The following is a 26083-nucleotide window of genomic DNA, read 5'->3' on the forward strand; positions in this document are numbered from 1 at the left end:
CGGAGGCGGGTATGGAACAGTTTCGCTTAATGATGCGCGGTATCAGCAAAAGTTACGGTAACGCCGCTGCGCTGCAGGATGTCGATTTCTCAGTGCGGCCCGGCGAGGTGCATGCGCTGATTGGGGAAAACGGCGCGGGTAAGTCGACGCTGCTGAATATCCTTTCCGGCGTGCGCGGCGCGGACAGCGGGGAGATCAGCGTCAACGGCAACCGGGTGCAGATCCGCAGTCCGCTTAGCGCCCGTCAGGCCGGGATCGCCATGATCCACCAGGAGTTGCAGCACGTTCCTGAGCTGTCCGTGGCGCAGAACATGTTCCTGGGTCGTCCGCTGACCCGCGCTGGCGGCTGGTGGGTAGATAAAAAAGCCCAGCTGGCGCGGGCGACGCTGATTCTTAAGACGCTGGATCCCACGATCGATCCCGATACGCCGATCAGGAACCTCAAGGTGTCGCAGCAGCAGATTGTGGAGATTGCCCGGGCGCTGCTGGATGACGCGAAAATCATTGCGATGGATGAGCCGACCTCCAGCCTGACGCCCCGCGAGTTCGACCGGCTGGCGGAGCTAATTGGCGACTTAAAATCGACCGGCGTCTCGCTGATCTACGTGTCGCATAAGATGAATGAGATTTTCCGGGTCTGCGACCGCGCCACCATTATGCGTGACGGAAAGCAGGTGGGCGTGGTCAACATCAGTGATGAAGACGAGGAGAGCATCGTCGCCAAAATGGTCGGACGGAAGATCGACAAGCTCGACCATCAGGCGTTTGTCAGCGATCGCGAAGTGCTGCGGGTCGAGGACCTGACGCGTGGCAACGACGTGGTGGCCGCCAGCTTCAGCGTGCGGGCTGGCGAAGTGCTGGGAATTGCCGGGCTGGTGGGGGCCGGGCGCACCGAACTGCTGAAGCTGATTGCCGGTATCGACAGACGCACCGCTGGCACGGTAAGCGTCAACGGCAATGCAGTGCAGAACCACAACGTACGCGCGGCGATCAAAGCGGGTATTGGCCTGGTGCCGGAAGACCGCAAGAAAGAGGGCATTATCAAAGAGCGGGCGGTGAAGATGAACATGGCGCTGCCGTCGATGCACCGTTTTACCTCGGCGGGGCTGATGAACCAGGCCCGACTCGATCGGGAAGCGCTGAGGGTGATGGGCGACCTGAAACTGCGTCCGCTCGACATCGAAAAAACCATCGGCACGCTGAGCGGCGGCAATCAGCAGAAAGTGATCATCGGTCGCTGGGTAGCCGCGGATGCCAATGTGTTCCTGTTTGATGAGCCGACGCGCGGCATCGACATTGGCGCCAAGTCTGAAATCTATCACCTGATCGAAAAACTGGCGCAGGCGGGCAAAGCCATCGTGGTCGTGTCGTCAGAGATGACCGAGATCATGCGCATCTCTGACCGGGTGCTGGTGATGCGGGAGGGGCGGATCACCAAAGAGCTCACCGGCAGCGCGATTACCGAAGAGAACATCGCCCGCTATGCCATTAAAGATATCGACCAGACCGCCTGACCGCTTACCTGACACTATTTAAGGTTAACATTATGACGACTCAGACCTCCACCGGGCCGGGTACCCGACCCGCGCTGCGGCTTAAATTTAACGTGCGCGATGCCGGTACCTTAATTGGCTTACTGATTATCGTGGTGACATTTTCATTTCTGTCGCCGGTCTTTTTCACGGTGCCAAATCTGCTGAATATCCTGCAGCAGTCTTCGATCAACGCCCTGATTGCCCTGGGCATGACGCTGGTGATTATCTCCGGCGGGATTGACCTCTCGGTCGGTCCCACGGCAGCGCTCTCGGCGGTGCTGGGTGCTACGCTGATGACTTTGGGGGTGCCGGTGCCGCTCGCGATCCTCGCCACGCTGGGCGTCGGCGCGATGTGCGGGCTGTTCAGCGGTTCGCTGATTGCTTATGCCGGGCTGCAGCCGTTTATCGTTACGCTGGGCGGCCTGTCGCTGTTCCGTGCCATCGCGCTGATCTATACCGGCGGCAATCCGGTGTTCGGGATTCCGCTGGAATTCCGCACACTGATTAACAGCATGCTGTTTGGCATTCCCACGCCGATTGTGATTGTGGCGGTGATTGCGCTGGTGCTGTGGACGGTGATGAATAAGACCCCGCTGGGGGAATATATTCTGGCGATTGGCGGCAATGAAGAGGCGGCGCGGGTGGCGGGTGTGCCGGTGAAGCGCACCAAGGTGACGGTTTACATCTTCTCCGGTCTGCTGGCGTCACTCGCCTCGCTGATTCTGATTGGTCGTCTGGGTGCTGCCGAGCCGACGATCGGCAACCTGTGGGAGCTGGACGCTATCGCAGCGGCGGCCATTGGCGGCGCATCCCTGATGGGCGGTAAGGGGAGTATCTTCGGCACGCTGATTGGCGTGGTGATCCTCGGGGTGTTACGTAATGGCTTGACCTTACTGAACATTCAGGCCTTTTATCAATTGCTCGCTACCGGCCTTATTATTATCATAGCGATGTTGATTGACCGGGCGACCCGAGGCAAGTAATGAAGCAAGATCCGCGAGCCATTGGCGCTCAGATTCGTATGCGTTTGCCCCAGCTGACGCCGTTAGAACGACGTGTGGCGGAGGCAATTATTGCCCGAACCGACATTACCGAGCAGTCCTCTCTCAAGGAGATTGCGCAGGAGAATAATGTCTCTGAAGCGATGATCGTTAAGATTACCAAAAAGCTTAACTTCACCGGCTTCAGGCATTTCAGAAGTGGTCTGATCTACTACAACCAGTCTGAAGTGGCGGGGCTGCATGCGGAAATTGAGCCGGATGATTCGTCGGAGCAGTTGCTGGCCAAAGTGTTCAGAACCTCTATCCAGGCCATCGAAGAGACCTTATCGATTCTGGATGTCTCTGAATTCAATCGGGCGGCGGACATCATCTTTAAAGCGCGTCATATCGATCTCTATGCCGTCGGCGGGTCTGCCGCCGTGGCGCGGGACCTGTCGCACAAGATGCTGAAGATCGGCATCAAGTCGACCGCCTATGACGATGCTCACATCATGCTGATGTCCGCCGCCGTGTTATCTGATGACGATGTGGTTATCGCCATCAGCCATTCGGGTGCGACACGTGCGGTGAACGATCCGGTCAAACTGGCGGGAAAGAATGGCGCGAAGGTGATTGCCATTACTAACTACGCCGAATCCCCGATCGCGCAGAGTGCGCATGTGGTCCTCAATTCAACCTCTCAGGGATCGCATCTGCTGGGTGAAAACGCCGCGTCACGCATCGCCCAGCTCAATATTCTGGATGCGCTGTTTGTCGCTATCGCCAAGAAAGATCTGAAGCGGGCGGAGAAGAACCTGATGAAAACCCAGCATGCGGTTCAGGATCTGCGGGAATTCTAGCTATGAGCAAAATTGCAGTCACCGGCAGTCTTCATTACGACATTATGCTGGACGCGCATCATCGTCCGGAGAAAGGCGAAACGGTGATGGGCAGCGCCTGTCACTATAAGTTTGGCGGCAAGGGCGGGAATCAGGCGGTGGCGGCGGCCCGTGCGGGTGCAGCGGTGCGATTTGCCGGTGCGGTGGGACGCGATCAGCAGGGGCAATTCCTGCTGGATCATCTGCAGCAGGCCGGTGTCGATTGCACGCAGGTGAGTGTGATCAGTGAGCTTCCCTCGGGAATGAGCGTGGCGATTACCGATGCCGAAGGGGATTACGGTGCGGTCGTGGTCTCCAATGCGAATCAGCAGATCCCGCTGGCGACCTTTGAACAGCCCGGCTTCTGGCAGGATGTCTCGCTGCTGGTACTGCAAAACGAGGTCCCGGAAGCGGTGAACCTCTGCGCGGCCCAGGCAGCACGGCAGCGGGGGATTACGGTCTGCGTCAACGCGGCGCCCGCCCGGCCGTTGTCGGCAGCGTTTGAAGACTGTATCGATCTGCTGGTGGTGAACGCTATTGAAGCACGTGATATGTGCGGGATCGGCGTGCAGGATCTGACCTCCGCGCGTGCCGCAGCGGAATCGCTGGCGGGACGCTTTGCCAGAGTGGTCGTGACAGCGGGTGAAAACGGTGTGGCTTACAGCGAAGCCGGAGAGACGCACACGCTGGCGGCGCAGAAGGTGACGCTGGTCAGCACGCACGGTGCCGGGGATTGTTTTGTCGGGGTATTGTGTCAGCGCCTGAGTGTCGGCGCGACGCTGGGCGAGGCGGTCAGTGAAGCTAACCGTGCCGCTGCCGAACATGTTTCCCGGCAGCCGCACTGATTCATAGCGTGCCACGTCAGCGACGCGGCACGCTAACGCAATTATGCGCCGACGTTCACCACGGTTTTACCGAAGTTCTTGCCGTTCAGCATATCGATAAACGCCTGTGGCGCGTTTTCTAATCCTTCAATCATGTGCTCGCGATAGTGGATTTTTTTGCTTTCCACCAGTGGCGTCATCGCCTTCAGGAACTCCGGATAGCGGTCGCCATAATCCTGGAAGATGATAAAGCCCTGCATACGGATACGACGCTTCAGAATACCCGCCATGATCAGTGAGGTTCTGTCCGGGCCTTTCGGCAGTTCACGCTGGCTGTAAGCGGAGACCAGACCACAGACCGGCACGCGTGCCGCGGTGTTCAGCAGCGGGAATACCGCATCAAACACTTTGCCACCGACGTTTTCGAAATAGATATCGATACCCTCCGGGCAGGCATTTTTCAGCTGCTCTTCAAAGTCGGCACTGTGGTGATCGAGGCAGGCATCAAAGCCCAGCGTATCAACCGCATAACGGCATTTCTCTTCGCCACCCGCGACACCGACGACGCGACAGCCTTTCTGTTTACCCAGCTGACCGACCGTTGCGCCCACCGGGCCGGTTGCGGCGGCAACCACCAGGGTTTCACCCGCTTTCGGCTGACCGATATCCATCAGACCCATATAGGCGGTAAAGCCTGGCATACCGAGAATGCCCAGCGCCCATGAAGGATGTGGCATATCGTTGCCCAGCTTGGCGATCTCTTTGCCATCGGAGACGGCATATTCCTGCCAGCCGCTCTGCGCCAGCACTAAGTCACCGGTTTTGAAGTCGCTGTTTTTCGATTCGGCGACCTGACAGACGGTGCCGCCCACCATGGGCTGATCCAGCTCTGCGGGCGCGGCGTAGGACTTACCGTCATCCATCCGGCCACGCATATAGGGATCAAGCGAGAGGTAGAGGGTCTTCAGCAGCACTTCACCCTCTTTAATTTCCGGCAAGGGCTGCGCTACATGGCGGAAATTCTCTTTGGTCGGCTCACCGTGAGGGCGTGAAGCCAGTAACCAGGCGTGGTTCTGGGTTGCTTGTTCAGTCATATTGTCTTCCTTTTATAGCCGGGCCATGCACAGGGCATTGCCGTATGAATACCGGGAAAGTGTAGATGACTGCAGCGGGAATGCGTTTAGCGCTCTGAGCGGTAAGGTGATTTCCTGGATAATCGGTAAAGCGTGCTGACCGCAGCAGCGCGGCAGTTGCAGGGAGATTTCCGGCTCGGGATTATCCTGAAGACTATTCACATCTTCTTGCAAAAACGGTCAGGCGTGTCATCAGCAGTGCGGCATGACACGCATGCAGGAACTAATCAGGGTGGATACGCGCTTCACCCCGTGATGTAATATATGAAGTAAACATCGCCCCAGGCGAAGGAGGAAGAGGTTATGTACTCAAAACACGATATTTCAGCCATGAAAAAAATGACAGTTGCAGAGCGTAAAGCGGAAGCAATGCGTCAGCTCAAAGAATCTTTTGATCTGGCAGAGCGCTCAGGCACATTACGCTCCCGTGAAGTAAAAGCAGGTTGACCGTCAGCTTCCTCCAGAACCCGCTAAGGCGGGTTTTTTTATGCCTTAAATTTATCGGCAAAGGATGGTTATCGTGTCGTTATCCAGCATGCCGTATGGCCACCCGCACGCTGACATTATGATGAACCGGAGCTTACCCTGAATATTCTTTGCTTTCATACCGCAGCCAGTAATATCGCAATCTTTGATGATGCCGCCCGCGCACTGGCACGTGTCAATCCGCCCTTAAATCATCTGGTAATGCCTGCGCTGCTGGCCGAGGCGGAACGCAGCGGCGGGATGACGGCGGCGTTACGCCTCCGTATCGCGCAAATGATCAAGGCGCTGCTGCCGCAGTTCGATGCGGTGCTGATCACCTGCTCGACGCTGGGGCCGGTTGCCGATGAGTTCTCTGTGCAGGACAGGGTGATGCGCACCGACGGGATGTTAGCGGAAGCGTTGCAGGATCAGTCAGGCTCAACGGTGGCGCTCTGCGCGGCTGAATCGACCCTTGCGGCGACGCGGGCACTTTTCTGTCAGCCCGGCAGCCAGGTGAACGTTGCGCTGGTGGAGGGCGCATGGGCGGCGTTTAAAGCGGGAGATACAGCAGGCTATTTTGCACTTATCAGGGCGGCGGCAGAGCAGGCTTATCAGCAGGGAGCGGTTGCCGTAGCCCTGGCGCAAAGCTCGATGACGCCCGTTGCACAGCAGTTTCCCGATATGCAGCGACCGCTGACCGGACCGCATCTTGCGTTGCAGGCCTGCTACGATCTCAGATGATCGTCACACTATGCTGGCTGAGCGCCTGTTGCAGCGCCTCGTCCGGCTGGGTTTCCACGACCAGCATATTCGCCAGCGACAGATCGCCAATGGCAAATGCCGAAGCCGAATTCAGCTTTTCGGCGGACGCCAGCACCACGGTTTCCGCTGCGCGTCCTGCCAGCGCCCGTTTCACCGTCGCCTCTTCAAAATTCCCGGTGGTCAGGCCCGCCGCCGGATGCACACCGGTGACGCCCATAAAAAAGAGATCGGCGTTGATGCGGTTGATCGACTCCAGCATTGCTGCGCCCACCGTTACTACCGAATGCTTATAGAGCTGCCCGCCAATCAGTATGATCTCCACGAGTGGATGATCGGCCAACGCCAGCGCCACGCTGGGACTGTGGGTCACGGCGGTAAAGCTGAGCGTGGCGGGTAACTGTCGCACCAGTTCCGCGCTGGTGGTCCCGCCATCAATCAGCACAATCTGTCCCGGCTGGATCAGCGAGACCGCCTTCTGCGCGATAACCTGTTTGGACGCGGTCTGCACGCTTTTGCGTGTTTCAAACGTACCCAGCGCAGCAGAAACCGGCAGCGCGCCGCCATGCACCCGCTGCAGCAATCCTTCGGCCGCCAGTTCACGCAGGTCGCGGCGGATAGAGTCTTCGGAGAGGCCAAAACGCTGACTAAGATCGCGCGACTGTACCTGTTTTTCCTTGGCGAGGAGGGCGAGGATCGTCTGTTTTCTCTGGCTGGATAGCATGATTTGTCTCTGCATGTTTTTTCTTGAAGTTGCACGATTGTGCATGATAGCGTGAAGGCTGTCTACTCATCCTGGAGAGCATCATGCAGCAGAACCATCCCCGCGTGCGCATCATCAACGAGCAGTTGCTGTCAGATAACTGGTATACCCTGAAGAAATATACCTTCTCGCTGCTGCGCCGTGATGGTCAGTGGCAGGAGCAGAGCCGTGAAGCCTATGACCGGGGTAACGGCGCGGTGATCCTGCTTTATAACCGTGACAAACGCACGGTGGTACTGACCCGGCAGTTTCGCTTTCCGGTTTTCCTGAACGGGCATGATGGCTTTCTGATTGAAGCGGCCGCCGGTCTGCTGGATAACGCCTCGCCGGAAGCGCGTATTGTTGCCGAAGCGGAAGAAGAAACCGGTTTTCGTGTGAGTCGGGTAGAGAAGGTGTTTGAAGCCTTTATGAGTCCCGGTTCGGTGACCGAGAAGCTTTACTTCTTCATTGCTGAGTATGGTGATCAGGCGCGCAGCGGGGAAGGCGGCGGAATCGCGGAAGAGGGCGAAGATATTGAGGTGCTGGAGATCGGTTTCGACCAGGCACTACGGGCGATTGATCAGGGCGAGATTGTGGATGCCAAGACCATTATGTTGCTGCAGCATCTGCGGCTGAAAGGCATTTTATAAGAGAGCGGGCAGGCCACGGTTAACGCGGCCTGCCCGTTAAAGCTTACTGATCCTGCGTCAGGATGCCTTTTACATCGTGCGGTTCGGAACGCAGATACTGCGGCGGAACCTGCACTTTGCCATCCAGCGCGGCAGCGGCGTGCCATGGCCAGCGTGGGTCATAGAGAATGCCGCGTGCGAGCGCCACCAGGTCCGCTTCGCCCCGTTGCAGAACATCTTCTGCCTGCTGGGGTTCAGTGATCAGGCCAACCGCAATCACCGGAATCGACACCTGCTCACGAATATCGCGGGCGAACGGCACCTGATAATTCGGGCCGACGCTGATTTTCTGTTTTTCCGACAGTCCGCCACTTGAGACGTGAATATAGGCGCAGCTCAGCGCTTCCAGCTCACGGGAGAAGGCGAGCGACTGCTCGATTTCCCAGCCGCCTTCGACCCAGTCAGTTGCGGAAATGCGCACGCCGACCGGCACGGCAGCCGGTACGGCTTCACGAACGGCTTTGAATACCTCCAGCGGGAAGCGCATACGGTTTTCCAGCGAACCGCCATATTCATCGCTGCGCTGATTCGACAGCGGCGAAAGGAACTGATGCAGCAGATAACCGTGCGCGGCATGTACTTCGATCAGCTCAATACCCAGACGCACCGCGCGACGGGCGCTATCCACGAAGGCCTGTTTCACTCGCTGCAGATCGTCAATGCTCATGGCCAGCGGTTTAACTTCACCCTCGCTGTAGCTCACGGCTGACGGGGCTACGGTTTGCCAGCCACCGGCATCGGGCGCAATCTGCTTTCCGCCTTCCCAGGGAACGGCACACGATGCTTTGCGTCCCGCATGGCCCAGTTGCATACCGATCGGAATAGAGGAGTAGCGGCGCACATCTTCCAGAACTGTTTTCAGCGCGGCTTCATTGTCATCATTCCACAAACCGAGATCGCCGGGAGAGATACGGCCAATGTCTTCGACGGCAGTGGCTTCAATAATCATCAGACCGGCGCCGGAAAAGGCCAGCTGACCAAGATGGATCCGGTGCCAGGCGGTCGCATTGCCTGCTTCAGCGGAGTACTGGCACATCGGCGCAATCACAATGCGGTTATCCAGCGTAAGTTCGCCCAGCGAGACAGTGGAAAAAAGTTGGCTCATGTTATCTCCATGGTGTTATGACGGACGTGACAGGGAATAACTATAGCGGGGGATTGACCGGGCGGGATGAATGCAACGTGACTTTTTGTGACTGCGGCTGGGCTTAGCTGAGTAATCCGCTGCGCTTAGCCAGCGAGATGCATACCCCGCTGCCGTTGCAACGGGGTCTGTTATCAGCACTCAGACCTGGGCCATTCCGCCATCGACAAACAGTTCAGTCGCATTAATAAAGCTGGCGGCATCAGAGGCCAGAAACGCCACGGTTCTGGCTACCTCCTGCGGCTCACCTATGCGGCCAAGCGGTATCTGTGCGGCCAGCGCATCAAACAAGCCCTGACGCTGATCTTCACTCACCAGATCGCCCAGCCCAGGCGTACGAACCGGACCAGGGCTCACGACATTGACCCGGATGCCGCGATCTTTCAGATCCAGCGCCCACGAACGGGCAAAGTTACGCACTGCCGCTTTACTGGCGCTGTAGACGCTAAACGCCTCTGTTCCCTGTGTCCCGGCAGTTGAACCGGTCAGAATCACCGACGCGCCATCAACCAGTAAAGGCAGAGCTTTCTGCACGGTAAACAACACGCCGCGCACGTTGGTACCAAAGATCCGGTCAAAATGCTCTTCAGTAATCGCGCCCAGCGGCAGCATGTCGCCGCCACCGGCATTGGCGAACAGGATATCCAGCCGTCCTGCCTGTGATGCGATGCGGGAGTAAACCTCGTCGAGATCGTGCAGTTGTGAGGCGTCTGCACGGATGCCGCTGACGGTTCCGCCAATGTCAGCAACCGCGGCATCCAGCTCAGCCTGGCGTCGGCCGGTAATGAATACCTGCGCGCCCTGTGCCGCCAGCTCCCGTGCGGTGGCCAGGCCAATACCGCTTGTTCCGCCTGTAACCAGTGCAATTTTTCCTGCGAGTGATGCGTTCATGTGCTCTTCTCCAAATGGTTTCTTTGACAGATTTATCTCTTCACGGTCAGCGGGGCTGCCGGACTGATGGCTACTGTAAGAGAGGCGGATTGACGGATAAATCCGTTAAAATGAAAATGACTATCCATGTGGGTGGATAATAGAGGGGATGGAATGGATCAGCTTATGGCGATTAAAGCCTTTTCACGGGTAGTGGAAAGCGGCAGTTTTACCCGGGCGGCGGACTCGCTGAACATGCCGAAAGCGACGCTGAGCAAGCTGGTTCAGGAGCTGGAAGCGCATCTCTCCGTCCGGCTACTGCAGCGCACCACGCGGCGCGTGACCGTCACCGCGGAAGGTCAGGAATACTATGAGAAAGCGCTGCGTATCCTGCACAATCTCGAGGATATTGATGCCTGTTTTAATGCGCGGCGCAGTAAACCGCGCGGGCAGTTACGTGTAGATATTGGCGGGTCTACCGCCAGAGATATTCTTATTCCGCTACTGCCTGATTTCTTTGCCCGCTATCCGGACATTACGCTGGACCTTGGTGTCTCCGATCGCCCGGCCAATCTGATTAGCGACAACATTGATTGTGTGATCCGGGGCGGTCCGCTGGTCGATTCCACCCTGATTGCCCGGCTGATAGGGCACGCCACGCTGATCACCTGCGCGACGCCCGCCTATCTGAAAGCATTTGGCGTTCCAGCCTATCCCGATGAACTGCGTAACGGACACCGGCTGGTGAGTTATCTTTCACCGCAAACCGGCAAGCCATTTCCGCTACGGTTTGAACGTCAGGGGGAGAAAATTGAGATCACCAGCGCGCATCGCATTGGTGTAAATGAAAGTAACGCGCATCTGGCGGCGGGACTGGCCGGGTTGGGAATTATTCAGACGTTCAGCTATTCGCTGTCGTCGATTCTGCGGCAGGGCGATATGGTGGAGATTCTGCGCGACTGGCGTCCTGCGGGTTATCCGTTTCATCTGGTCTATCCGCAAAACCGCCATGTGACGCAACGGCTACGGGTATTTATCGACTGGCTGGTGGAATGTTTTCCTGCGCGGGTAGCGGGGGAATCCGGCACCTGAGTGCCGGATTGGGCAGATTAATTGCCGCGATAGGTTGAGTAACCAAACGGGCTCAGCAGTAACGGAATGTGGTAGTGTTCACCGCTGGCTTCCATGTTGAACTCAACCGGGATCTCCGGGAAGAACGTTTTCTGGTTGGTCTTTTTATAGAAATCACCGGTTTTAAATACGACGCGGTAGCTGCCTGCGCTGGCGGTTTTATCCTGAGGGAACAGGGCGCTGATGCGACCGTTATTATCGGTGACACCTGACGCCAGTTTCACCCAGTTATCCTGTTGCTTTTGATCCAGTTCAACCTCAATACCTGCCGTAGGCTGACCGGTTTGCAGGTTAAGAACGTGCACACTCAGCGGGTTTTTAGCCGCAACCGGCTGGGCTGCGATAGCAGATGCGCCAGAGGTCATCAGTAATGTTGCGATCAAAGCATATGAAGTTTTCATCAACGTTTCCTTTATTGATTGTCTGAAGTCGGGTGACAGTGCGCAGAGAGTAAAGCGCATGAGGGCGAAGGGATAATGAACAGAGGGAAATGTGAAATTTCTGAGAAAGGGACATGCTTTTAGTTACATCATACAAATTTTATATTGATCCCTTATTCAACCTTCGTGCGGTTATAGCCAAGCAGAAAACAGAAGCTGCAGATTAAATCTTCTGTAAATTCAGCAGAAAAGCAGGGCGGCAACAGGTTTAAATCGGTTTTACATGACGTGAGTCAATGAGTTACAGACCCCACTAATGAAAATACCCAGCGCGGCACTGCCGAAATCGCCATCACACGTGAGCGATCCCACATTCAGGACGATAAGCAATGAGAATGAATAAACTGGCGCTGGCCATGATGTTACTGGCTGGCGCTTCCGGCGTTTCAACTGCAATGGCGGCAGAACCCGCGGCTGCTGATCCCGCGGTGAATACCGTTATCCAGCCTGAAGCGGCTGCATCCGCTGTTTCGCAGCCGGATCAGCAGCCAGCCAGTTCTGAAGCGCCAGCCGTGACAGAAACCCGTGAGCCATCGCAGCAACCGGATGATTCCGTGGCGACAACGTCATCCAATCCGGCTTCGGTAGAGCAGCCATCCGTCGCGACTGCGCCAGAAGCCAGCGCCGCTCCGGCATCGCAGGAAGCTGCGACTTCTGCGCCAGTTCAGGCACAGCCTGAGAGCAATCAGCCTTCACCGGCTGCTAATCCGCCTGCTGAGGCAGCTCCCGTGGCAGAAAAGAGTGAGCCACAGCCAGCAGTAACCGATAGGGATGCCACGCAAAAAACCGCGCAGACGCCAGCCGATGAGGCGCTGTTTACGCCTGAACAGGAAGCGCGTATTGGCGAACTGGCGAAAGACTATCTGTTAAAGCATCCGGAATTACTGATTGAAGTGGATCAGAAACTGCAGAAAATTCAGTATGATGAGCAGATGAAAGCGATGACCACAGCAGCCATTCAGCATCAGGATGAACTGCTGAATGATAAAACCGTGCCTGCCATTGGACCTGAGGACGCTAAAGTCGCGGTTATCGGATTCTTCGACTATCAATGCAGCGTCTGCGCGCGTCAGGCACCGATCATTCAATCGCTGATGAAGAATAATTCTCAGGTGCGCTTTATCTTCAAAGAGTGGCCCATTTTTGGTTATCGCTGGAAACCGTCTTTCCAGGCGGCCGAAACCGGATTACGAATCTGGCAACAAAAGGGCGGTGATGCCTATATGAAGTACCACAATGCGCTATTTGCCAGTGGACATGTTGAAGGTGCGCTGACTCAAAAAGATGTCACCAAAGCTGCGTCTGCAGCTGGTGCCGGTAAGTTAAAAAGCAGTGATATGCTCGGCACATTGTCCCGCACGGATATCCTGGCGAAAAATACCGGTTTTCAGGGAACACCGGCAATGATCGTTATGCCTCTGTCAGGTGCGACCGCAGAGACGGTGACAGTTTTCCCGGGTGGTGCAATGGAAGAGATGCTGCAGGCGGCGATCAATAAAGCCCTGGGTTCGGCAGGTAATTAAACCCGGCATACTCACCGTAACGTAATGACAACTGAGTTCGGAGAAACCCCCGCGAGATTTAGCAGCGGGGGTTTCTATTTAGCGGATGCGCTGGAGAAACAGTGAGTGCGTATCTGGGGCCAGTCATCAATGTGAAAGTCGTGAATGATGACGGAGGTTCACGGGCAGAAGATGCGATGACGTTTTATCTCACGGCCAGCAGCAGGCGCCATTGAGGACAATGATGATCAACGAGGATAACAGCACGGCAGGGAACAGAATAATGAGGCTAAACGGCTAACCAGATATCTTATTTAACATAATATACATTATGCGCTCTTTGGTGCCTACTTCATTATGATGCCCGGACACCGCTGAATTCCCGGATTCTGACCTTTTATGACATTCTGCCCAGTCAGCTTATCACACCCATCAGACTGCGCGATTTTCGCAGGCTTCATGATTGCCCTCTGCCTTCCTATCACAGTCAGTTCCGCTCCGTCATTTTTGGGTGTCCGTTGTTGTCAGGAACCTTTCCAGGCTGAGCACGCTGTTCTCATAGCTTTGCACTGTTCTGCTTTAAACGTTCTGCCCGTCATCCCGCAGCTCATCGTTAGGCAATCAGGTTTGATAACGCAAATGTCGCACGAGCCATCCCATCAGGAATCTCCCGCTTCACTGAGCCAGACCTAACAATATGCTCAATTCAAAATGGCGACGCTACGTAAATTCTGAGATGCCCATGTGGCCCTTTGGTCGCAGAATTTGTCACAGCGCGTCATTTCGACCTGCGTTTTTGGCCCGTTTATCCATCCATTCCAGAAAATCCCCACAGCGACATGACATCCGATTTCAGGCACGTTAAAGTTGCTGGCTTCGACGGATTCCATGATGAGAGAAAATGAAGCGCTTATTTGTTTATGGCACGCTCTGCCCGGGCCGCGAGAACGCCCATATCCTGGAAAACATTGGCGGAGACTGGCTGGCGGGTTCGGTGAACGGCACCTTCTATGAGCGTGGCTGGGGCGCAGCGGCCGATTTTCCTGGCATCGTTCTGGATGAGCATGGCCCCGAAGTACCGGGATATCTGTTTATCTCCGACCAGCTGGATGCCCACTGGCCCATGCTGGATGCGTTTGAAGATGGCTATGATCGCGTCGAAGCTCGCGTTTCTGCCGGCGATAATCAGCATTACACCGCGTGGATTTATCAGCTCCAGCCACAGATAAACAACTGAACCACATTCCAGCCCGCACTGAATTGCGCGCGCCCTGCTCTTATTGCTGGTTTAAGCCGCTGCAGGATGCGCGTCTGGGCTGAATACCCAAATGACGGTATCTGTGTCTGGCTGACAGGAAATAGTATGCAACACACTGATTTTAAATCAGTATAATGTCGGATCAAACCCTCACTTCGTCATCCCTGTCTTTCTTACACAGCCAGCCCATTTTTGTGCCAGACCACATAAACAGGCACGATGTCTGACCTTATTTTAAGGCCAGACCTTTTGTATGATGTAACTAAAAAGCTATCTGCTACTTTAATTACTACCGTTCTAAACACCACCAGCCCTATACGCTTTACTCCGGCCAGCGCTGATGCGGAAACAGTGACACCCGGATATTAAACAGATGAATTAACGGCGCGACGGCTGCACTTTCCTGTCGTGCAATCGGCTCCAGCCGCAACAGCAACAAATCCAGCTCTTCCAGCAGATCCTGATGCGGCGCTAACTGCAGTGACTTCATCTTGCGCTTCAGATAGAGCGCCAGCTCGTGAAACATCTGCCCGCTATCTATCCGGTGACTCTCCAGCACGTCGCGATATCGTGCATAGAAGTCATAGCAGTTGGCACCCAGCCAGGTCTCCGTGATCAGATACCCTCCCACCACTATATCCGGTACCGGATCGAGCCGTTTACGCGGCAGAATAATGTTCACCCTGTCGAGCATCCGGGCAATAAATTGCTGACGTGACAGCAATGTAGCAGAGTTGCGCTCTATCATTTTGATAAACCCCAACAGGTCGCGCAGCCCACGCTGCACCGCTCTTCTGGCTATCCATGAAGGCCGTTTGTTGCGGATTAGCGCCGTCAGCACCACCGCGAACAGGATCCCCACCATCGAGGAGATGGCCGCATTCAGAGTGACGATCAGGTTCGGCACAAAGTGATGGCTTAATCCGATAAAACCCGGGATCTGAATGGCGACACTCAGCCCTATCAGATTGGTCGCGGGATTGGCGATCACCAGACTCAGCAGCATCAGACCGGGCAGCAGACAGATCATCAGCGCCTGTAAGGTATTGGCCTGCGGGATCAGAAAAGCGATGTAGAACAGGCTCACCACCAGCGCTATCACCACCCCTTTCACAAACAGCTTCATCGGCGTCACCGGGGAATCAACCCCGGCAAAGAATGAACTGATGATTGCTGCCATCAAAGGCGCATTGGCACCGTCAGCCCAGCCGCTGCCAATCCAGAACAGGCTGGAGAGAAAGGTTGCCAGAAACGCGGTCAGTGCGGACAGCCTTAGCAGGCCTTTATCGATATGACGATGCTCCCGGATATTGCGGATCGCCGCGCCATCACCGTGGCTGTAGAGATCTCCGGCGCGCGCGCTGACATTCTCATAGGCATCGGCAATACGCACAAAGTTAGCCATCCGCTCCAGCAAGCCAATCAGCAGCAGGCTCTCTTCGGTTGGCAGTCGCCCTGCCCGCCACTCCTCTTCCAGGGTCGCCTGACTGGCAGCAATCGCCTCGCGCAGCCCGGCAATATCGTTAATGCGGTCGTGATGAAGCCACAACAGAAATTCCTGAAACACGTCGGTGACGCACTGCGGAAAACGAATGTTCAGTTCGGCCAGTACCCCCAGCCGTGACTCAATCGCGGTCAGGGTCGGGAGCAGATAGGTCAGATGTTGATACTGCACGCTGACCAGACGGATGACATTGCGCGCCGCCTCACCCTCATAGACGCAGTGCGTCAGCAGCGTTTCAACATTCAGCGGATACCCCGCCATCTGAATCAGGATATCTTCCCGCTCCAGCGATTTATTCTTCGCCATCCCGCTAATCAGTTCATCACAGAGTTTGCGCGCGTTCAGAAACCAGAGATTGACGCTCTGCCCCAGCAGATGATGCATCGACACCGGAAACACCAGCCGGTGAACCAGCGTGCTGCAGAGGATCCCCAGCGTGATCTCCTCAATACGTGAAATCACCGTGTTGATAATCGCCGACGGCGTATCCACGTCGGGAAAGCCCATAATTGCCGCGCTGTAACCGGCCAACATAAAGATGTAGCTCTTCGGCGTGCGGTCATGCAGAGAAAGATAAAGGCAGACCGTCACCCATAGCGACACACAGAGGCTGAACAGGACCGGCGACTGCACGGTTTCGGGATAGATGAGCAGAATAAAGATGCCGCCCAGCAGCGTGCCCAACAGTCGAAACAGCGATTTCGAGACGGTTGAGGCCGCATAGAGTTGCGAAGTGACAAATACGGTCGTCAGCGCCCAGGCAGGTTTTTCGAAGTTAAGTAACAGCGCCACAGAGAGTGCGATAAACGCGGCAAGAGAGGTTTTGCAGGCAAACAAAACCGCGTTTTTGGTAAACCATTTCATCTAATGAGAGCAACCAGGAACTTTCTGAGGCGCGTATCCTGACAGATGCGCCTGCGTTTTACTCTTAGTTAAATTATACAAATTATTACCGGCCGCATCAGGCCGGTTAATCCTTTACTGGCGTACCAGCGCACGGCGCTTATCCAGTAAAAAAGGGCGCAGATACCCTACCGTGTTCGAGAGCAAAATCACCTCTTCCGGCAACCGGATTTTCAGCACTTCAGTCAGGTACGCTTTGCGCTGGATCATACGCTGCCAGACATCCGGATAAGCGCGTGCCAGTTCATCACGCAGTGCCGCGTCGGCCAGTCCGACCGTATCTTCGATACTGCAACCGCCATAGCCCGGCACTGACGGGATGATATCGATCTGCAGCAGCATACCGCTTTTCAGTGTCACGGCTGAATCAGGATAGATGGGCGAACTCAGCCACTCTTCATCCGCCACCAGATGCCCCGGATTAAGGTGCCAGCCATACTGCGCTTTGGGCAGTACCGTTTCGATCAGCGTATAGAGTTCGCCGCCGGTGATCCCGATACGCAACTGCTCCAGCCAGCTGACGACCGCGTGATAATAGGGGATCGCCAGACGGGTTAACCAGTCAGAAACGTGACACTGTAACCCAGAAGCCTCACTGACTACATAGGCAGCACGGCTGGTCAGCCCACCTTTGTAGCCGGTAGTCAGCGAAAGCCTGTCGCCCTCTGCAATCCGTTTATCTGAGGGATAAAGCCGGGCATGAGCAAAACGTTCGCCGGTTGCCGCAATCGTCACTACCGTATTCGGCTGCCCTTCTGCGTTAAGATGTGCGCCTAACGTCTTCTCGGTAATGCCTGGCTCCACGCTATCCAGCGCAGCCATCATTGCGGTTGAAGCCAGGTTGGCGCCAGCCTCATAAAATGCCACTTCATCGGCGCAATTAACGCAGCGCGCCCCGTTGTCAGGCGAGATAAATAGTCCGGTCGCGTTCACCAGCTGCGTCTCACCTCCCGCCGCCTGAGCCGCTGCGGTACAGATGAAATGCGGCAGATCGAACAGTCTGCCGGTAAGCAGCTTCCAGCCCACCAGCCCGGTGCGTTCTCCCGCTACAATACCGGCCTCGGTTAACAGCTGCTCCAGCGGCTGCTCCCCGTGCATTGGCTGATTGGGCAGAGAAAAGACCGGTGCATGCAGACAGCGACCTGGATTGCGTGCAAAAGGCACCAGCTTAAGGTTCTCATTGCCCATGATATAAGTCAGCTCGCCCTGCTGATTCACCACCAGCAGCGCCTCTTCGAAGCGTGGAATGAATCCCGCCAGATATTCAAAATTGCTGCCGTGCTCTTTGTCGGCATAGATAATCAGCTGCGCAATCTGCTGCTGCCGCATCCGCTGGATAATGGCGGCCAGACGGCGATGCAGCGTTTCATCAGACATCACCGGGCTGGCGACATCGGGAAACACCGGCGGCGACGGGACGACTTCCAGGGCATAGCGATTGGCATTCATAACGCACTCAGGTGGTCAGATTGATGTGATTGTGATTTCCGTTCCCAGGGTAAACCTAAGGTTTCTCCTGTACGGTGCCACCATCACACAACTTACTCGTTGCGTGTTATCAAAAGATGGACATTCCCTTGTAACGATTTGCCTGCCGCGTGCAGGCTTTTTTATGGGTGAGTCAAAAAAGAAAGCCCGCACTAAGCGGGCTCCGGAGGTTATTTGACAGGCACGCCTGCATTTTCCAGCGCTTCAGCCTTTTCGGGATAAAGCTCCGACGTGCCGGCATTCATGATCACCGCGCCACAACGAATGCAGTGATCGCCCTTCACATCCGGCACCACGTCATCCGGATTACCCGTATTCAGACTGACATCGCGCGTGGCGTACACAAACGCTTCTCCTTCACAACCCGGACACTTCATACCCTGACTCCCCTGTTAAATCTGTCAGATAAGCATAGCTGACAGGCTCTTAGCGATACATGGGAGCACTGGCTTTTCAGGATAGTGCCAGCCATCACTCTTTGTGCCGCAACCGCTCCAGCATAATCAGTGAATGGCTGAAAATAGCGTCGGCGATGTGCTGCGGAAAATCGGCCGGCAAAGCATCGCGCACCGAGACCACCGCCTGGGGAAACGCCTTAATGAAGAAGTCGAAGATCTGCTGCAGGCTGTCACGATCAAAACTCACCTGCTTCGCTGTAGCGATAAAATGGCGCGGGAAGATTTTGTCGATCTCCGTCTTCTTCCCCTTAGTGGCACGCAGCCCCATCGCCAGCTTCAGCGCACGCTTATTCAGGCCGGTGCCGCCCAGCACCGGATACGCGGAGATCACATCATAAAAGGGGGTGAGGCGATAACTGCCGCCGCGCTCAATAAACAGCGAGAAGTTCTTGGCGTGACCGTCTGTAGCGCCAATCAGCCACTGAAACACCTGGAACATCATAAAGCGATAACGATCTTCAATGGCGTTGCTGGATCCCATCAGTATCTTCATGATCTCCGCGATACCTGGTCCGCCGTCCGACTCATATTTGGTCGAGGATGGCAGTCCCAGCGCCTGACAGAAATCCTCCTGCGGCAGACGAATCAGCCGGGTTTTATCCCGTGACCAGCGGCGGTCAAAGCGTTCAACGGCCAGGGCACGCATCTTTCCGGCCCGGATAATGGTTGCCTGCGGCACGTCGATACCCAGTGCACGGGCCAGCGCCAGACAGAGATATTCATTCTCTACGCTTTCACGCATATCCAGCGTCGCGGCCGGCTGTTTAATCTCACCAATCGGCAGCTTAATAATGTGCGAGGTGGGCGTGGCACCGGCAGGAATGCTCCAGCCTTCTTCAGTCAGCAGCAGCGCGGTTTTCTCCTGCGCGCCTGCCACCGAGATGCGGAAATCGGTCTCTTCACGCAGCATTCCCAGCGGAATATCGGATTGGTAGGCCGACAGCACGCTTTCGAGCCGGGTTTCATTCAGCACCTCAAAACGGGCCTGCAGGGCGGGCAGCGGCATATCGGGCGGCAACAGCATGGTCGCCCCGACGCTGTCACGTCCCACTTCCTGCAACAGATCAAACGGCTGACGGGATTTAATCTGGTAGCGCGCCACGATTCTGTCGCGAATCAAGGGGCTATCCGGCAGCAGGTTGTCGAAGAAGTTAATCACGGCGTGTGAGGTGATCGCCTTAACCTGCAATGGCATCGAGAGTGACAGTGGCCTGGAGAGCGGATTACTCAGCCAGCTGGTGTCATACTGAAACTCATGAGCGCCGTTTCGCTGCCGGGTCAGCACGCCTACCCGTTCACCGTTCATCCACGCAATCAGCCTTTGCATTACCACTCATCCTCATCATGCAACAGAGGCGCTGCGACCTCCTCTTTCTCCAGAACGGCCAGACTCACTTCCAGTGCCTGTAGCAGCTTAAACAGCGTGGCCAGCGAGGTGCTGTCAGGCGCATTTTCAAAGTGAGAGATGGTAGCCTGTTTCAGCCCGACCTTTTTCGCCAGCTCACTCTGGGTCCAGCCATTGCGCTGACGGATAAGCTTCAGCCGGTTTGCCAGCTGTAGCGGGCTATATATCATGGGTGACTCCTCTGATCACAGGCTGTAAGCATAGCGCAGACGCGTTATCCCCGACAGGGTATAAATCACCGCTTACCCCCTGCAGGGGATAATAATTACTTTATACCCTATAACGGATAAACAGGCAATTATCCTTTATAGGGGATAAAGACAACTGCAGATATGAGACGGAGAGGATGAGCACATTTACCCTTGCCCATCCGGAAAATGACAACGATCGAGGAGGTGAAGAAGATGGGATGTCTCTTTGCGCTGGTGGATACCTTCAGCTTTCAGGCTCTGCCGTTTTATCAGAAACAGGGTTATCAGTCGCAGATGTCCCTGCCCGATTTTCCGCAGACCGGGATACGGCGTCATGACCTGACGAAAACGCTTAAGATAATAGAATCACGCTGACCGCAATTAAAGCAGTCAGCGTGACAGGGTCACAAACCCGCAATGCGGCGCAGGTCTGCTTCGGCACCGGGGGCGACAGCCAGAACCTGCGCCCCTTTGGTGATGCGATCGCCTTCGGTGTTAAACGGGTGATACCAGCCGCCCGCCTCTTTCACCAGGCAGTAACCTGCCAGGCAATCCCAGGCGTGCATATAAGGTTCGTAGTAACCCACGACCCGACCGGCGGCGACCCACGCCAGCATCAGCGCGCCGGAGCCAATGCGGATGAAGTTACCGCCCGCCGATAGCAGCGACGCCACAATCTCGCCCACCTGCTGCGGGCTGACATAGCTGTTGGCACCAAAGCCGGTGACGTGGTTTTGCAGCGTACGTGTGGGATCGACCTGCAGACGACGACCGTTCAGTGTCGCGCCCTGCCCCAGGGCTGCCACATAGCACTCCTCATAGGTGGGGGCGAAAATCACGCCGATAACCGGCACATCGCCGTGCAGCACCGCAACTGAAACACACCAGCTCGGCATACCATTGAGAAACGGGCTGGTGCCATCGATCGGATCCACCACCCAGGTATAATCAGAGGTTCCTGCCTGCAGCCCCGACTCCTCGCCCAGAAAGCCATCATCGGGAAATGCATCCCGGATGCGGCGGGCGATCAGCTGCTCCACTTCCCGGTCGGCAATCGACACCACATCCTGCAAATCGTACTTGGTTTCCACCACCAGCGTATCGCGGCGGTTAAACCAGGATAACGCGGTCGCGCCACCTTCACGGGCCACGGCCTCCGCTAAAGCCAGTCGCGCCATTATTTCCTGCGATTCCATGCGAACTCCTCGGTTTAATCAGATTAACGGGCAATCAGGGCAAGGCCCTGCGGCTTAAAGTTGACGCCGACCGTGGTGGCGAGCGGCAGACGCTGTTCCATCTGCGGATCGATAATGAACAGCGCGCCCAGCTCGGTAGCCACTTCATATTCGATATGGTCGCCCAGCCAGGTGCTGTGGATCACTTCACCCTGCAACGCGCCCTGACCGTCGCCGGACAGGGTAATAAACTGCGGGCGCACCGCCAGCTGAGCACTGCCGGTTTTTGCACCGGCACCCCGCACCCGGAAGCGCTGAGTACCCAGACGGACCAGCGCGTCATCTGCATCCGCCTGTTCCACTTCACAGGGCAGAATGTTCGCTTCTCCCATAAAGTCGGCGATGAAGACCGAATTGGGCGAATGGTAAAGCGTCTCCGGCGCGCCCTGCTGGGCAATATCCCCCTCTTTCATGACAATAATCTTATCGGAGACCGCCAGCGCCTCCTCCTGGTCATGGGTGACGTAGACGGCGGTGAACCCGAGCCGCTGCTGCAGATCGCGGATATCGGTGCGCACCCGACGGCGCAGACGCTCATCCAGATTCGACAGCGGCTCATCGAGCAGCAGCACCTGCGGCTCCAGCACCAGCGCACGCGCCACCGCAATACGCTGCTGCTGTCCGCCAGAAAGTTCAGACGGCAGCCGCTGGCCCTGATTCTCCAGCCCCACCAGCTTCAGTCCTTCACGCGCCCTGTCCTGCGCCTCGCGTTTGTTCATGCCCGAGGAGAGCAGCCCGTAAAGAATGTTGTCGATGGCGTTCATGTGGGGAAACAGTGCGTAGGACTGAAACACCATCGCCACGTCACGTTCGTTGGCGGGCAGATGGGTGACATCTTTGCCGCCAATCAGAATCCGCCCTGAGGTGGGATGCTCCAGCCCGGCCAGCAGCCGCAGCGTGGTGGTCTTGCCGCAGCCGGAGGGCCCGAGCAGTGTCACCAGCGTGCCCGGCTCCACAGTGAGCGACAGATCCGGCACTGCGGTAAAACCGGCAAAACGCTTTGCGACATGTTCAAACACCACCGATCCGGCGTTAATGGTCGTCATACGGCTCTCTCCTGAGTCAGAGTGGATGCAGAGGGTGCGGCAACGATCACCGCCGGTTGGGTAACACGGCGCAGGCGGCGTTCGCCCACCAGCAGCTGGAACAGACCAATGATCAGCAGCATCACCACGATCAGGACCGAGGAGTAGGCAATCGCGACGCCATACTCACCGTTCTCCACCAGCCCGACAATGTAAGAGGTCGCCATGTTGTACTGAGCGCTGACCAGGAAAATCACCGCGCTGATCGAGGTAATAGCCCGCACAAAGGCGTAGACCAGCGCGGCACTGATCGCCGGTTTCAGCAGCGGCAGCACCACTTTGCGCAGCGTGCGGAAACTGTTGGCACCCAGCGTCAGCGAGGCTTCATCCAGGCTTTTATCCAGCTGGCTCATCGCCGCAATCCCGCCCCGCACGCCGACCGGCATATTACGGAAGACAAAGCAGGCGATCAGGATCATCGCGGTGCCGGTGATCTCCAGCGGCGGCAGGTTATAGGCCATGACATAACTCACACCGATGACCGTGCCGGGAATGGCAAAGCTCAGCATCAGCATGAATTCAAAGGTCTGACGGCCAGCAAACTTCTGCCGCACAATCAGCCAGGCGGTCAGCAGCCCGACAATGGCGGTGAGCGGTGCGGCGATCAGGGCAATCTCCAGCGTGGTCCAGAAGGAGTTCCAGGCGACGCCGCTCCAGACCAGCTGTCCCTGATTCACGCTGATGCTGAAGGCGCGGATATAGTGATCCAGCGTCAGGTTGTTATTCAGCCCCCACGACTGCACAAAGCCGCCAATCATGATCATGCCGTAGATCACCAGGGTGAAGAGTCCCCACGGGATCACCATGCCATAGACGCTGTAGCGCACCGGACGCGGCAGCATCACGTGACGACCACCGTCGCCTTTGCCGGTCACGGTGGCGAAGCTTTTGCCGGAGAGCCAGACGCGCTGCACCAGAAACGCCGTCAGGGTAAAGCCCAGCAGGATCATCGCCAGCACCGCTGCGCGGCTCGGGTCGTTCTGTGCGCCGACCACAGAGAAGAAGATCTCTGTCGAGAGCACGCCATGACTGCCGCCCAGCACCATCGGGTTACCGAAATCGGCCATGCTTTCGATAAAGCTGATTAAGAAGGCGTTGGCCAGACCCGGCGCCATAAGCGGCAGCGAGATGCGGGAGAAGGTGCGCCAGCGGCTGGCACGCAGCGTCTGAGACGCCTCTTCCAGTGACGGACTGACACCCTCAACCACGCCAATCAGCACCAGGAAAGCGATTGGGGTAAACGACAGCACCTGCGCAATCCAGATGCCGGTCATGCCATAGAGCCAGCGGCCCGGCTCAATGCCGAACAGCGTCGCCAGCGATTCTGTCACCACGCCGGAACGGCCAAACAGCAGGATCAGCGCCAGCCCGATGACAAAGGGCGGCGTGATAATCGGCAGAATGGTCAGCATCCGCAGCGCTTTCTTGCACGGCAGCGAGGTGCGCGTGGCCGCCAGCGCAAACGCCAGGCCCAGCAGCGTTGAACCACTGGCGGTCATCAGCGCCAGACCGAGCGTGCGCCAGGCGGTGCCGCAGGTGCCACCGGTGAAACAGGAGAGACTCCAGATGGCAGGGTCCTGCATATTGGCAATCAGTCCGTCCGGTTTGAAGCTGCCATCAATATCCTGCACCGAGGCGACAAACAGGCTCAGCACCGGATAGAGCACAAAGGTGGTGACCAGCGCCACCAGCAGCACAATCGACGCCACTACAAAGGCATCACCTTTCAGCACGCCACGCTCCGCCAGCGCAAAGGCGAAGATCAGCAAAAATACGGTCAGCAGCAGCAGCGCGCCCGCGCCCATCGCCGGTTGCCCCTGCGCCAGCGGGCCAAAGAGATTTTCCAGCCACAGCCAGCTCCAGCCGCTGAACCCGATGGCATGCCCTTCCAGCACCAGAAACAGGATGCCCGCGACGCTGAACAGCAGTAGCAGTGTGCTGCGCGTGCGACCGGGCGGCAGAAAGACGCTGGCCGCAGAGAGCAGCCACAGCGCCACGGCGATAGTCAGCCAGCTGTGTAACGCGAGCTGCCCCAGCGCCGGTGCGTTGTTCTCATCGCCCCATAAGCTGAACAGCCAGTCCCCACTGAAGAATCCCTGCTCCAGGCTATACCAGGGCAGCAGCGTCAGCGCGACGGCTCCCACCAGCAGCGCGCCGGTTAAGCGACGATTGTGCGCATTCATAAATCACCTCGATCAGGAAGCGGACATCAGGCTTACGCCACCGCGGTCTGGCACCAACCCGGCTCAGACAGCCGGGCAGACACCCCCGTTATTGCGCGCTGGCACCAATCTCTTTATCCCAGCGGCCCAGCAGCGCTTTGCGTTTTGCCGAGTCGCCGTAGGTTTTGAAGTCGTAATCGATCAGCTTGATGTTCTCGAAGCGCGGCGCATATTCAGAGATCTCCGCCTTGCGGTTTGACGGCAGCTGGAACGATTTCGCGTCTTTCATGTGCGACTGCGCCTCAGCGCTGAGCGCCCAGTCATACCAGGCTTTGGCGTTTGCCAGATTGCGTGTCCCTTTGATGATCGACATCGAACCAATCTCATAGCCGGTGCCTTCGCAGGGCGCGACGGGCTTAATCGGGAAGCCATCTACTTCCATCGCCACGGCATCGTGCATAAAGACAATGCCGATGGTGGTCTCACCGCGCGCCGCGGCTTTAACCGGTGCCGAGCCGGACTTGGTGTACTGCGAGATGTTGGCGTTGAGCTTCTTCAGATAATCAAAGGCTTTGTCTTCGCCCATGATCTGAACCAGCGTCGCCAGGGTGTTATAGGCCGTGCCGGAGGAGTTGGGATTGGCGATCTGAATCTCGCCCTTAAAGCCCGGGTCGAGCAAATCAGCCCAGCAGGCCGGGACCTTCAGCTTTTTCTCTGCCAGCAGTTTAGTGTTGTAGCCCCAGCCCAGCGCACCGGCATAGACACCCACAGTGCGATAACCGGAGATCTCCGCCACTTTTTGTGACCAGGGCTGCTGCTGATCGAGCAAAGGGGATTTGTAGGCCTGGGTTAAACCCTCTTCGGCCGCCTGCATGTGCGGATCGCCGGTGCCCGCCCACCAGATATCGGTACGGGGATTGCGTGCTTCACTGCGAATACGGGCATAGGCTTCACCGGCAGAGAGCCGCACCATGCTGAGTTTGATGTCGGGATGACTCTGGCTGAACAGCGTGGTCATCTGTTCGCACACCACCACATCCGCAGAGCAGATCATATTCAGGTTGCCGGCCGCCGAGGCGGCAAACGGCATCATAGGGCAGACAATGACAGCAGCGAGCAGAGAGGAATAACGCATGATGTTCTCCTGGGGCTGGATGACGCAGGTGCGCCAGTTTTGCACGTGTGTGCAAACGTATGCGCAAAGTAGTACGGCGACCCGGCGATGCTGTCAATTCAGTTGTTACGCAATTGTCAGGCGCTGTCACAAATTTGAAACACTTTACGTGCAGCCATGCTTTGCAC

At 56.8% G+C, this 26083-nt stretch carries 24 protein-coding genes and 1 pseudogene; 11 read left to right on the top strand and 14 right to left on the bottom strand.

Annotated features, from left to right (window positions below):
• The first annotated feature begins 11 nt into the window (after positions 1 to 11).
• From ACN1CO_RS05645 to ACN1CO_RS05660, 4 genes are read left to right on the top strand one after another with little or no spacing between them, the layout of a single operon-like run.
• A complete protein-coding gene (locus ACN1CO_RS05645; RefSeq protein ID WP_419138181.1) occupies positions 12 to 1514 on the top strand; it encodes a sugar ABC transporter ATP-binding protein in 1503 nt (500 codons plus the stop codon).
• Positions 1515 to 1546: 32 nt separating this feature from the next.
• Positions 1547 to 2518 (top strand): ABC transporter permease, encoded by a 972-nt coding sequence (locus ACN1CO_RS05650; RefSeq protein ID WP_419138182.1) that lies wholly within the window; start codon positions 1547 to 1549, stop codon positions 2516 to 2518.
• Positions 2518 to 3375 carry a MurR/RpiR family transcriptional regulator gene (locus tag ACN1CO_RS05655; protein ID WP_090961029.1) on the top strand — a complete coding sequence of 286 codons (858 nt, stop codon included), beginning with the start codon at positions 2518 to 2520 and terminating at the stop codon, positions 3373 to 3375. The genes ACN1CO_RS05650 and ACN1CO_RS05655 overlap by 1 nt, the downstream gene beginning before the upstream one ends.
• A 2-nt stretch (positions 3376 to 3377) precedes the next feature.
• Complete coding sequence (locus ACN1CO_RS05660; RefSeq protein ID WP_419138183.1) at positions 3378 to 4238, top strand: PfkB family carbohydrate kinase; 861 nt, start codon at positions 3378 to 3380, stop codon at positions 4236 to 4238.
• 41 nt (positions 4239 to 4279) lie between these two features.
• On the opposite strand, the gene ACN1CO_RS05665 is transcribed toward ACN1CO_RS05660, so the two are convergent.
• Positions 4280 to 5311, bottom strand: a complete 1032-nt coding sequence (locus ACN1CO_RS05665; RefSeq protein WP_419138184.1) for an NADP-dependent oxidoreductase — start codon at positions 5309 to 5311, stop codon at positions 4280 to 4282.
• A gap of 342 nt (positions 5312 to 5653) precedes the next feature.
• Here ACN1CO_RS05665 and ACN1CO_RS05670 point away from each other — a divergent pair, with 342 nt between their 5' ends.
• Together ACN1CO_RS05670 and ACN1CO_RS05675 are read left to right on the top strand one after the other, a co-directional pair.
• Positions 5654 to 5797, top strand: coding sequence for a hypothetical protein (locus ACN1CO_RS05670; RefSeq protein WP_419138185.1), 144 nt, complete (start codon positions 5654 to 5656; stop codon positions 5795 to 5797).
• Between the two features lie 240 nt (positions 5798 to 6037).
• Positions 6038 to 6556, top strand: a complete 519-nt coding sequence (locus ACN1CO_RS05675; protein WP_419138186.1) for a glutamate racemase — start codon at positions 6038 to 6040, stop codon at positions 6554 to 6556.
• Here ACN1CO_RS05675 and ACN1CO_RS05680 read toward each other — a convergent pair.
• Positions 6549 to 7298 (bottom strand): DeoR/GlpR family DNA-binding transcription regulator, encoded by a 750-nt coding sequence (locus tag ACN1CO_RS05680; protein ID WP_419138986.1) that lies wholly within the window; start codon positions 7296 to 7298, stop codon positions 6549 to 6551. The genes ACN1CO_RS05675 and ACN1CO_RS05680 overlap by 8 nt on opposite strands.
• A gap of 83 nt (positions 7299 to 7381) precedes the next feature.
• Between ACN1CO_RS05680 and ACN1CO_RS05685 the strand changes: the two genes are divergently transcribed.
• Positions 7382 to 7966, top strand: coding sequence for an NUDIX domain-containing protein (locus ACN1CO_RS05685; RefSeq protein ID WP_419138187.1), 585 nt, complete (start codon positions 7382 to 7384; stop codon positions 7964 to 7966).
• A gap of 43 nt (positions 7967 to 8009) precedes the next feature.
• Here ACN1CO_RS05685 and ACN1CO_RS05690 read toward each other — a convergent pair whose 3' ends face one another.
• Positions 8010 to 9110 carry an NADH:flavin oxidoreductase/NADH oxidase gene (locus ACN1CO_RS05690; protein WP_419138188.1) on the bottom strand — a complete coding sequence of 367 codons (1101 nt, stop codon included), beginning with the start codon at positions 9108 to 9110 and terminating at the stop codon, positions 8010 to 8012.
• Positions 9111 to 9290: 180 nt separating this feature from the next.
• Positions 9291 to 10040, bottom strand: coding sequence for a glucose 1-dehydrogenase (locus ACN1CO_RS05695; RefSeq protein ID WP_419138189.1), 750 nt, complete (start codon positions 10038 to 10040; stop codon positions 9291 to 9293).
• Positions 10041 to 10193: 153 nt separating this feature from the next.
• On the opposite strand from ACN1CO_RS05695, the gene ACN1CO_RS05700 reads away from it, so the two are divergent.
• On the top strand, positions 10194 to 11111 hold the full coding sequence (locus ACN1CO_RS05700) for a LysR family transcriptional regulator (RefSeq protein ID WP_419138190.1): 918 nt from the start codon (positions 10194 to 10196) through the stop codon (positions 11109 to 11111).
• Between the two features lie 17 nt (positions 11112 to 11128).
• On the opposite strand, the gene uraH is transcribed toward ACN1CO_RS05700, so the two are convergent.
• Complete coding sequence (uraH, locus tag ACN1CO_RS05705; protein ID WP_419138191.1) at positions 11129 to 11551, bottom strand: hydroxyisourate hydrolase; 423 nt, start codon at positions 11549 to 11551, stop codon at positions 11129 to 11131.
• Positions 11552 to 11919: 368 nt separating this feature from the next.
• Between uraH and ACN1CO_RS05710 the strand changes: the two genes are divergently transcribed.
• Entirely contained in the window at positions 11920 to 13113 is a 1194-nt protein-coding gene (locus ACN1CO_RS05710; protein WP_419138192.1) for a thioredoxin domain-containing protein, read from the top strand.
• 880 nt (positions 13114 to 13993) lie between these two features.
• Complete coding sequence (locus ACN1CO_RS05715) at positions 13994 to 14329, top strand: gamma-glutamylcyclotransferase family protein (RefSeq protein ID WP_419138193.1); 336 nt, start codon at positions 13994 to 13996, stop codon at positions 14327 to 14329.
• A 343-nt stretch (positions 14330 to 14672) separates the two neighbouring features.
• On the opposite strand, the gene ACN1CO_RS05720 is transcribed toward ACN1CO_RS05715, so the two are convergent.
• From ACN1CO_RS05720 to hipB, 5 genes are all read right to left on the bottom strand, one after another.
• A complete protein-coding gene (locus ACN1CO_RS05720; RefSeq protein ID WP_419138194.1) occupies positions 14673 to 16718 on the bottom strand; it encodes an FUSC family protein in 2046 nt (681 codons plus the stop codon).
• Positions 16719 to 16832: 114 nt separating this feature from the next.
• On the bottom strand, positions 16833 to 18206 hold the full coding sequence (locus ACN1CO_RS05725) for a M24 family metallopeptidase (RefSeq protein WP_419138195.1): 1374 nt from the start codon (positions 18204 to 18206) through the stop codon (positions 16833 to 16835).
• 209 nt (positions 18207 to 18415) lie between these two features.
• Positions 18416 to 18622, bottom strand: coding sequence for a type II toxin-antitoxin system MqsA family antitoxin (locus ACN1CO_RS05730; RefSeq protein WP_013357880.1), 207 nt, complete (start codon positions 18620 to 18622; stop codon positions 18416 to 18418).
• 94 nt (positions 18623 to 18716) lie between these two features.
• Complete coding sequence (locus ACN1CO_RS05735) at positions 18717 to 20030, bottom strand: type II toxin-antitoxin system HipA family toxin (RefSeq protein WP_419138196.1); 1314 nt, start codon at positions 20028 to 20030, stop codon at positions 18717 to 18719.
• Positions 20030 to 20278, bottom strand: coding sequence for a type II toxin-antitoxin system antitoxin HipB (gene hipB / locus ACN1CO_RS05740; RefSeq protein WP_419138197.1), 249 nt, complete (start codon positions 20276 to 20278; stop codon positions 20030 to 20032). The genes ACN1CO_RS05735 and hipB overlap by 1 nt, the downstream gene beginning before the upstream one ends.
• A 219-nt stretch (positions 20279 to 20497) precedes the next feature.
• Here hipB and ACN1CO_RS05745 point away from each other — a divergent pair.
• Positions 20498 to 20674, top strand: a pseudogene (locus ACN1CO_RS05745) (N-acetyltransferase); the annotation flags it as partial.
• A 29-nt stretch (positions 20675 to 20703) separates the two neighbouring features.
• Here ACN1CO_RS05745 and ACN1CO_RS05750 read toward each other — a convergent pair.
• The 4 genes from ACN1CO_RS05750 to ACN1CO_RS05765 form a co-directional block, all read right to left on the bottom strand.
• Positions 20704 to 21495 carry an inositol monophosphatase family protein gene (locus ACN1CO_RS05750; RefSeq protein WP_419138198.1) on the bottom strand — a complete coding sequence of 264 codons (792 nt, stop codon included), beginning with the start codon at positions 21493 to 21495 and terminating at the stop codon, positions 20704 to 20706.
• A 23-nt stretch (positions 21496 to 21518) separates the two neighbouring features.
• Positions 21519 to 22580 carry an ABC transporter ATP-binding protein gene (locus tag ACN1CO_RS05755; protein WP_419138199.1) on the bottom strand — a complete coding sequence of 354 codons (1062 nt, stop codon included), beginning with the start codon at positions 22578 to 22580 and terminating at the stop codon, positions 21519 to 21521.
• On the bottom strand, positions 22577 to 24802 hold the full coding sequence (locus ACN1CO_RS05760; RefSeq protein WP_419138200.1) for an ABC transporter permease: 2226 nt from the start codon (positions 24800 to 24802) through the stop codon (positions 22577 to 22579). The genes ACN1CO_RS05755 and ACN1CO_RS05760 overlap by 4 nt, the downstream gene beginning before the upstream one ends.
• 88 nt (positions 24803 to 24890) lie before the next feature.
• On the bottom strand, positions 24891 to 25916 hold the full coding sequence (locus ACN1CO_RS05765) for an ABC transporter substrate-binding protein (RefSeq protein ID WP_283545364.1): 1026 nt from the start codon (positions 25914 to 25916) through the stop codon (positions 24891 to 24893).
• Positions 25917 to 26083: the final 167 nt, after the last annotated feature.

Source organism: Pantoea sp. R13S299 (genome assembly GCF_048515925.1).
Lineage (GTDB): Bacteria > Pseudomonadota > Gammaproteobacteria > Enterobacterales > Enterobacteriaceae > Pantoea.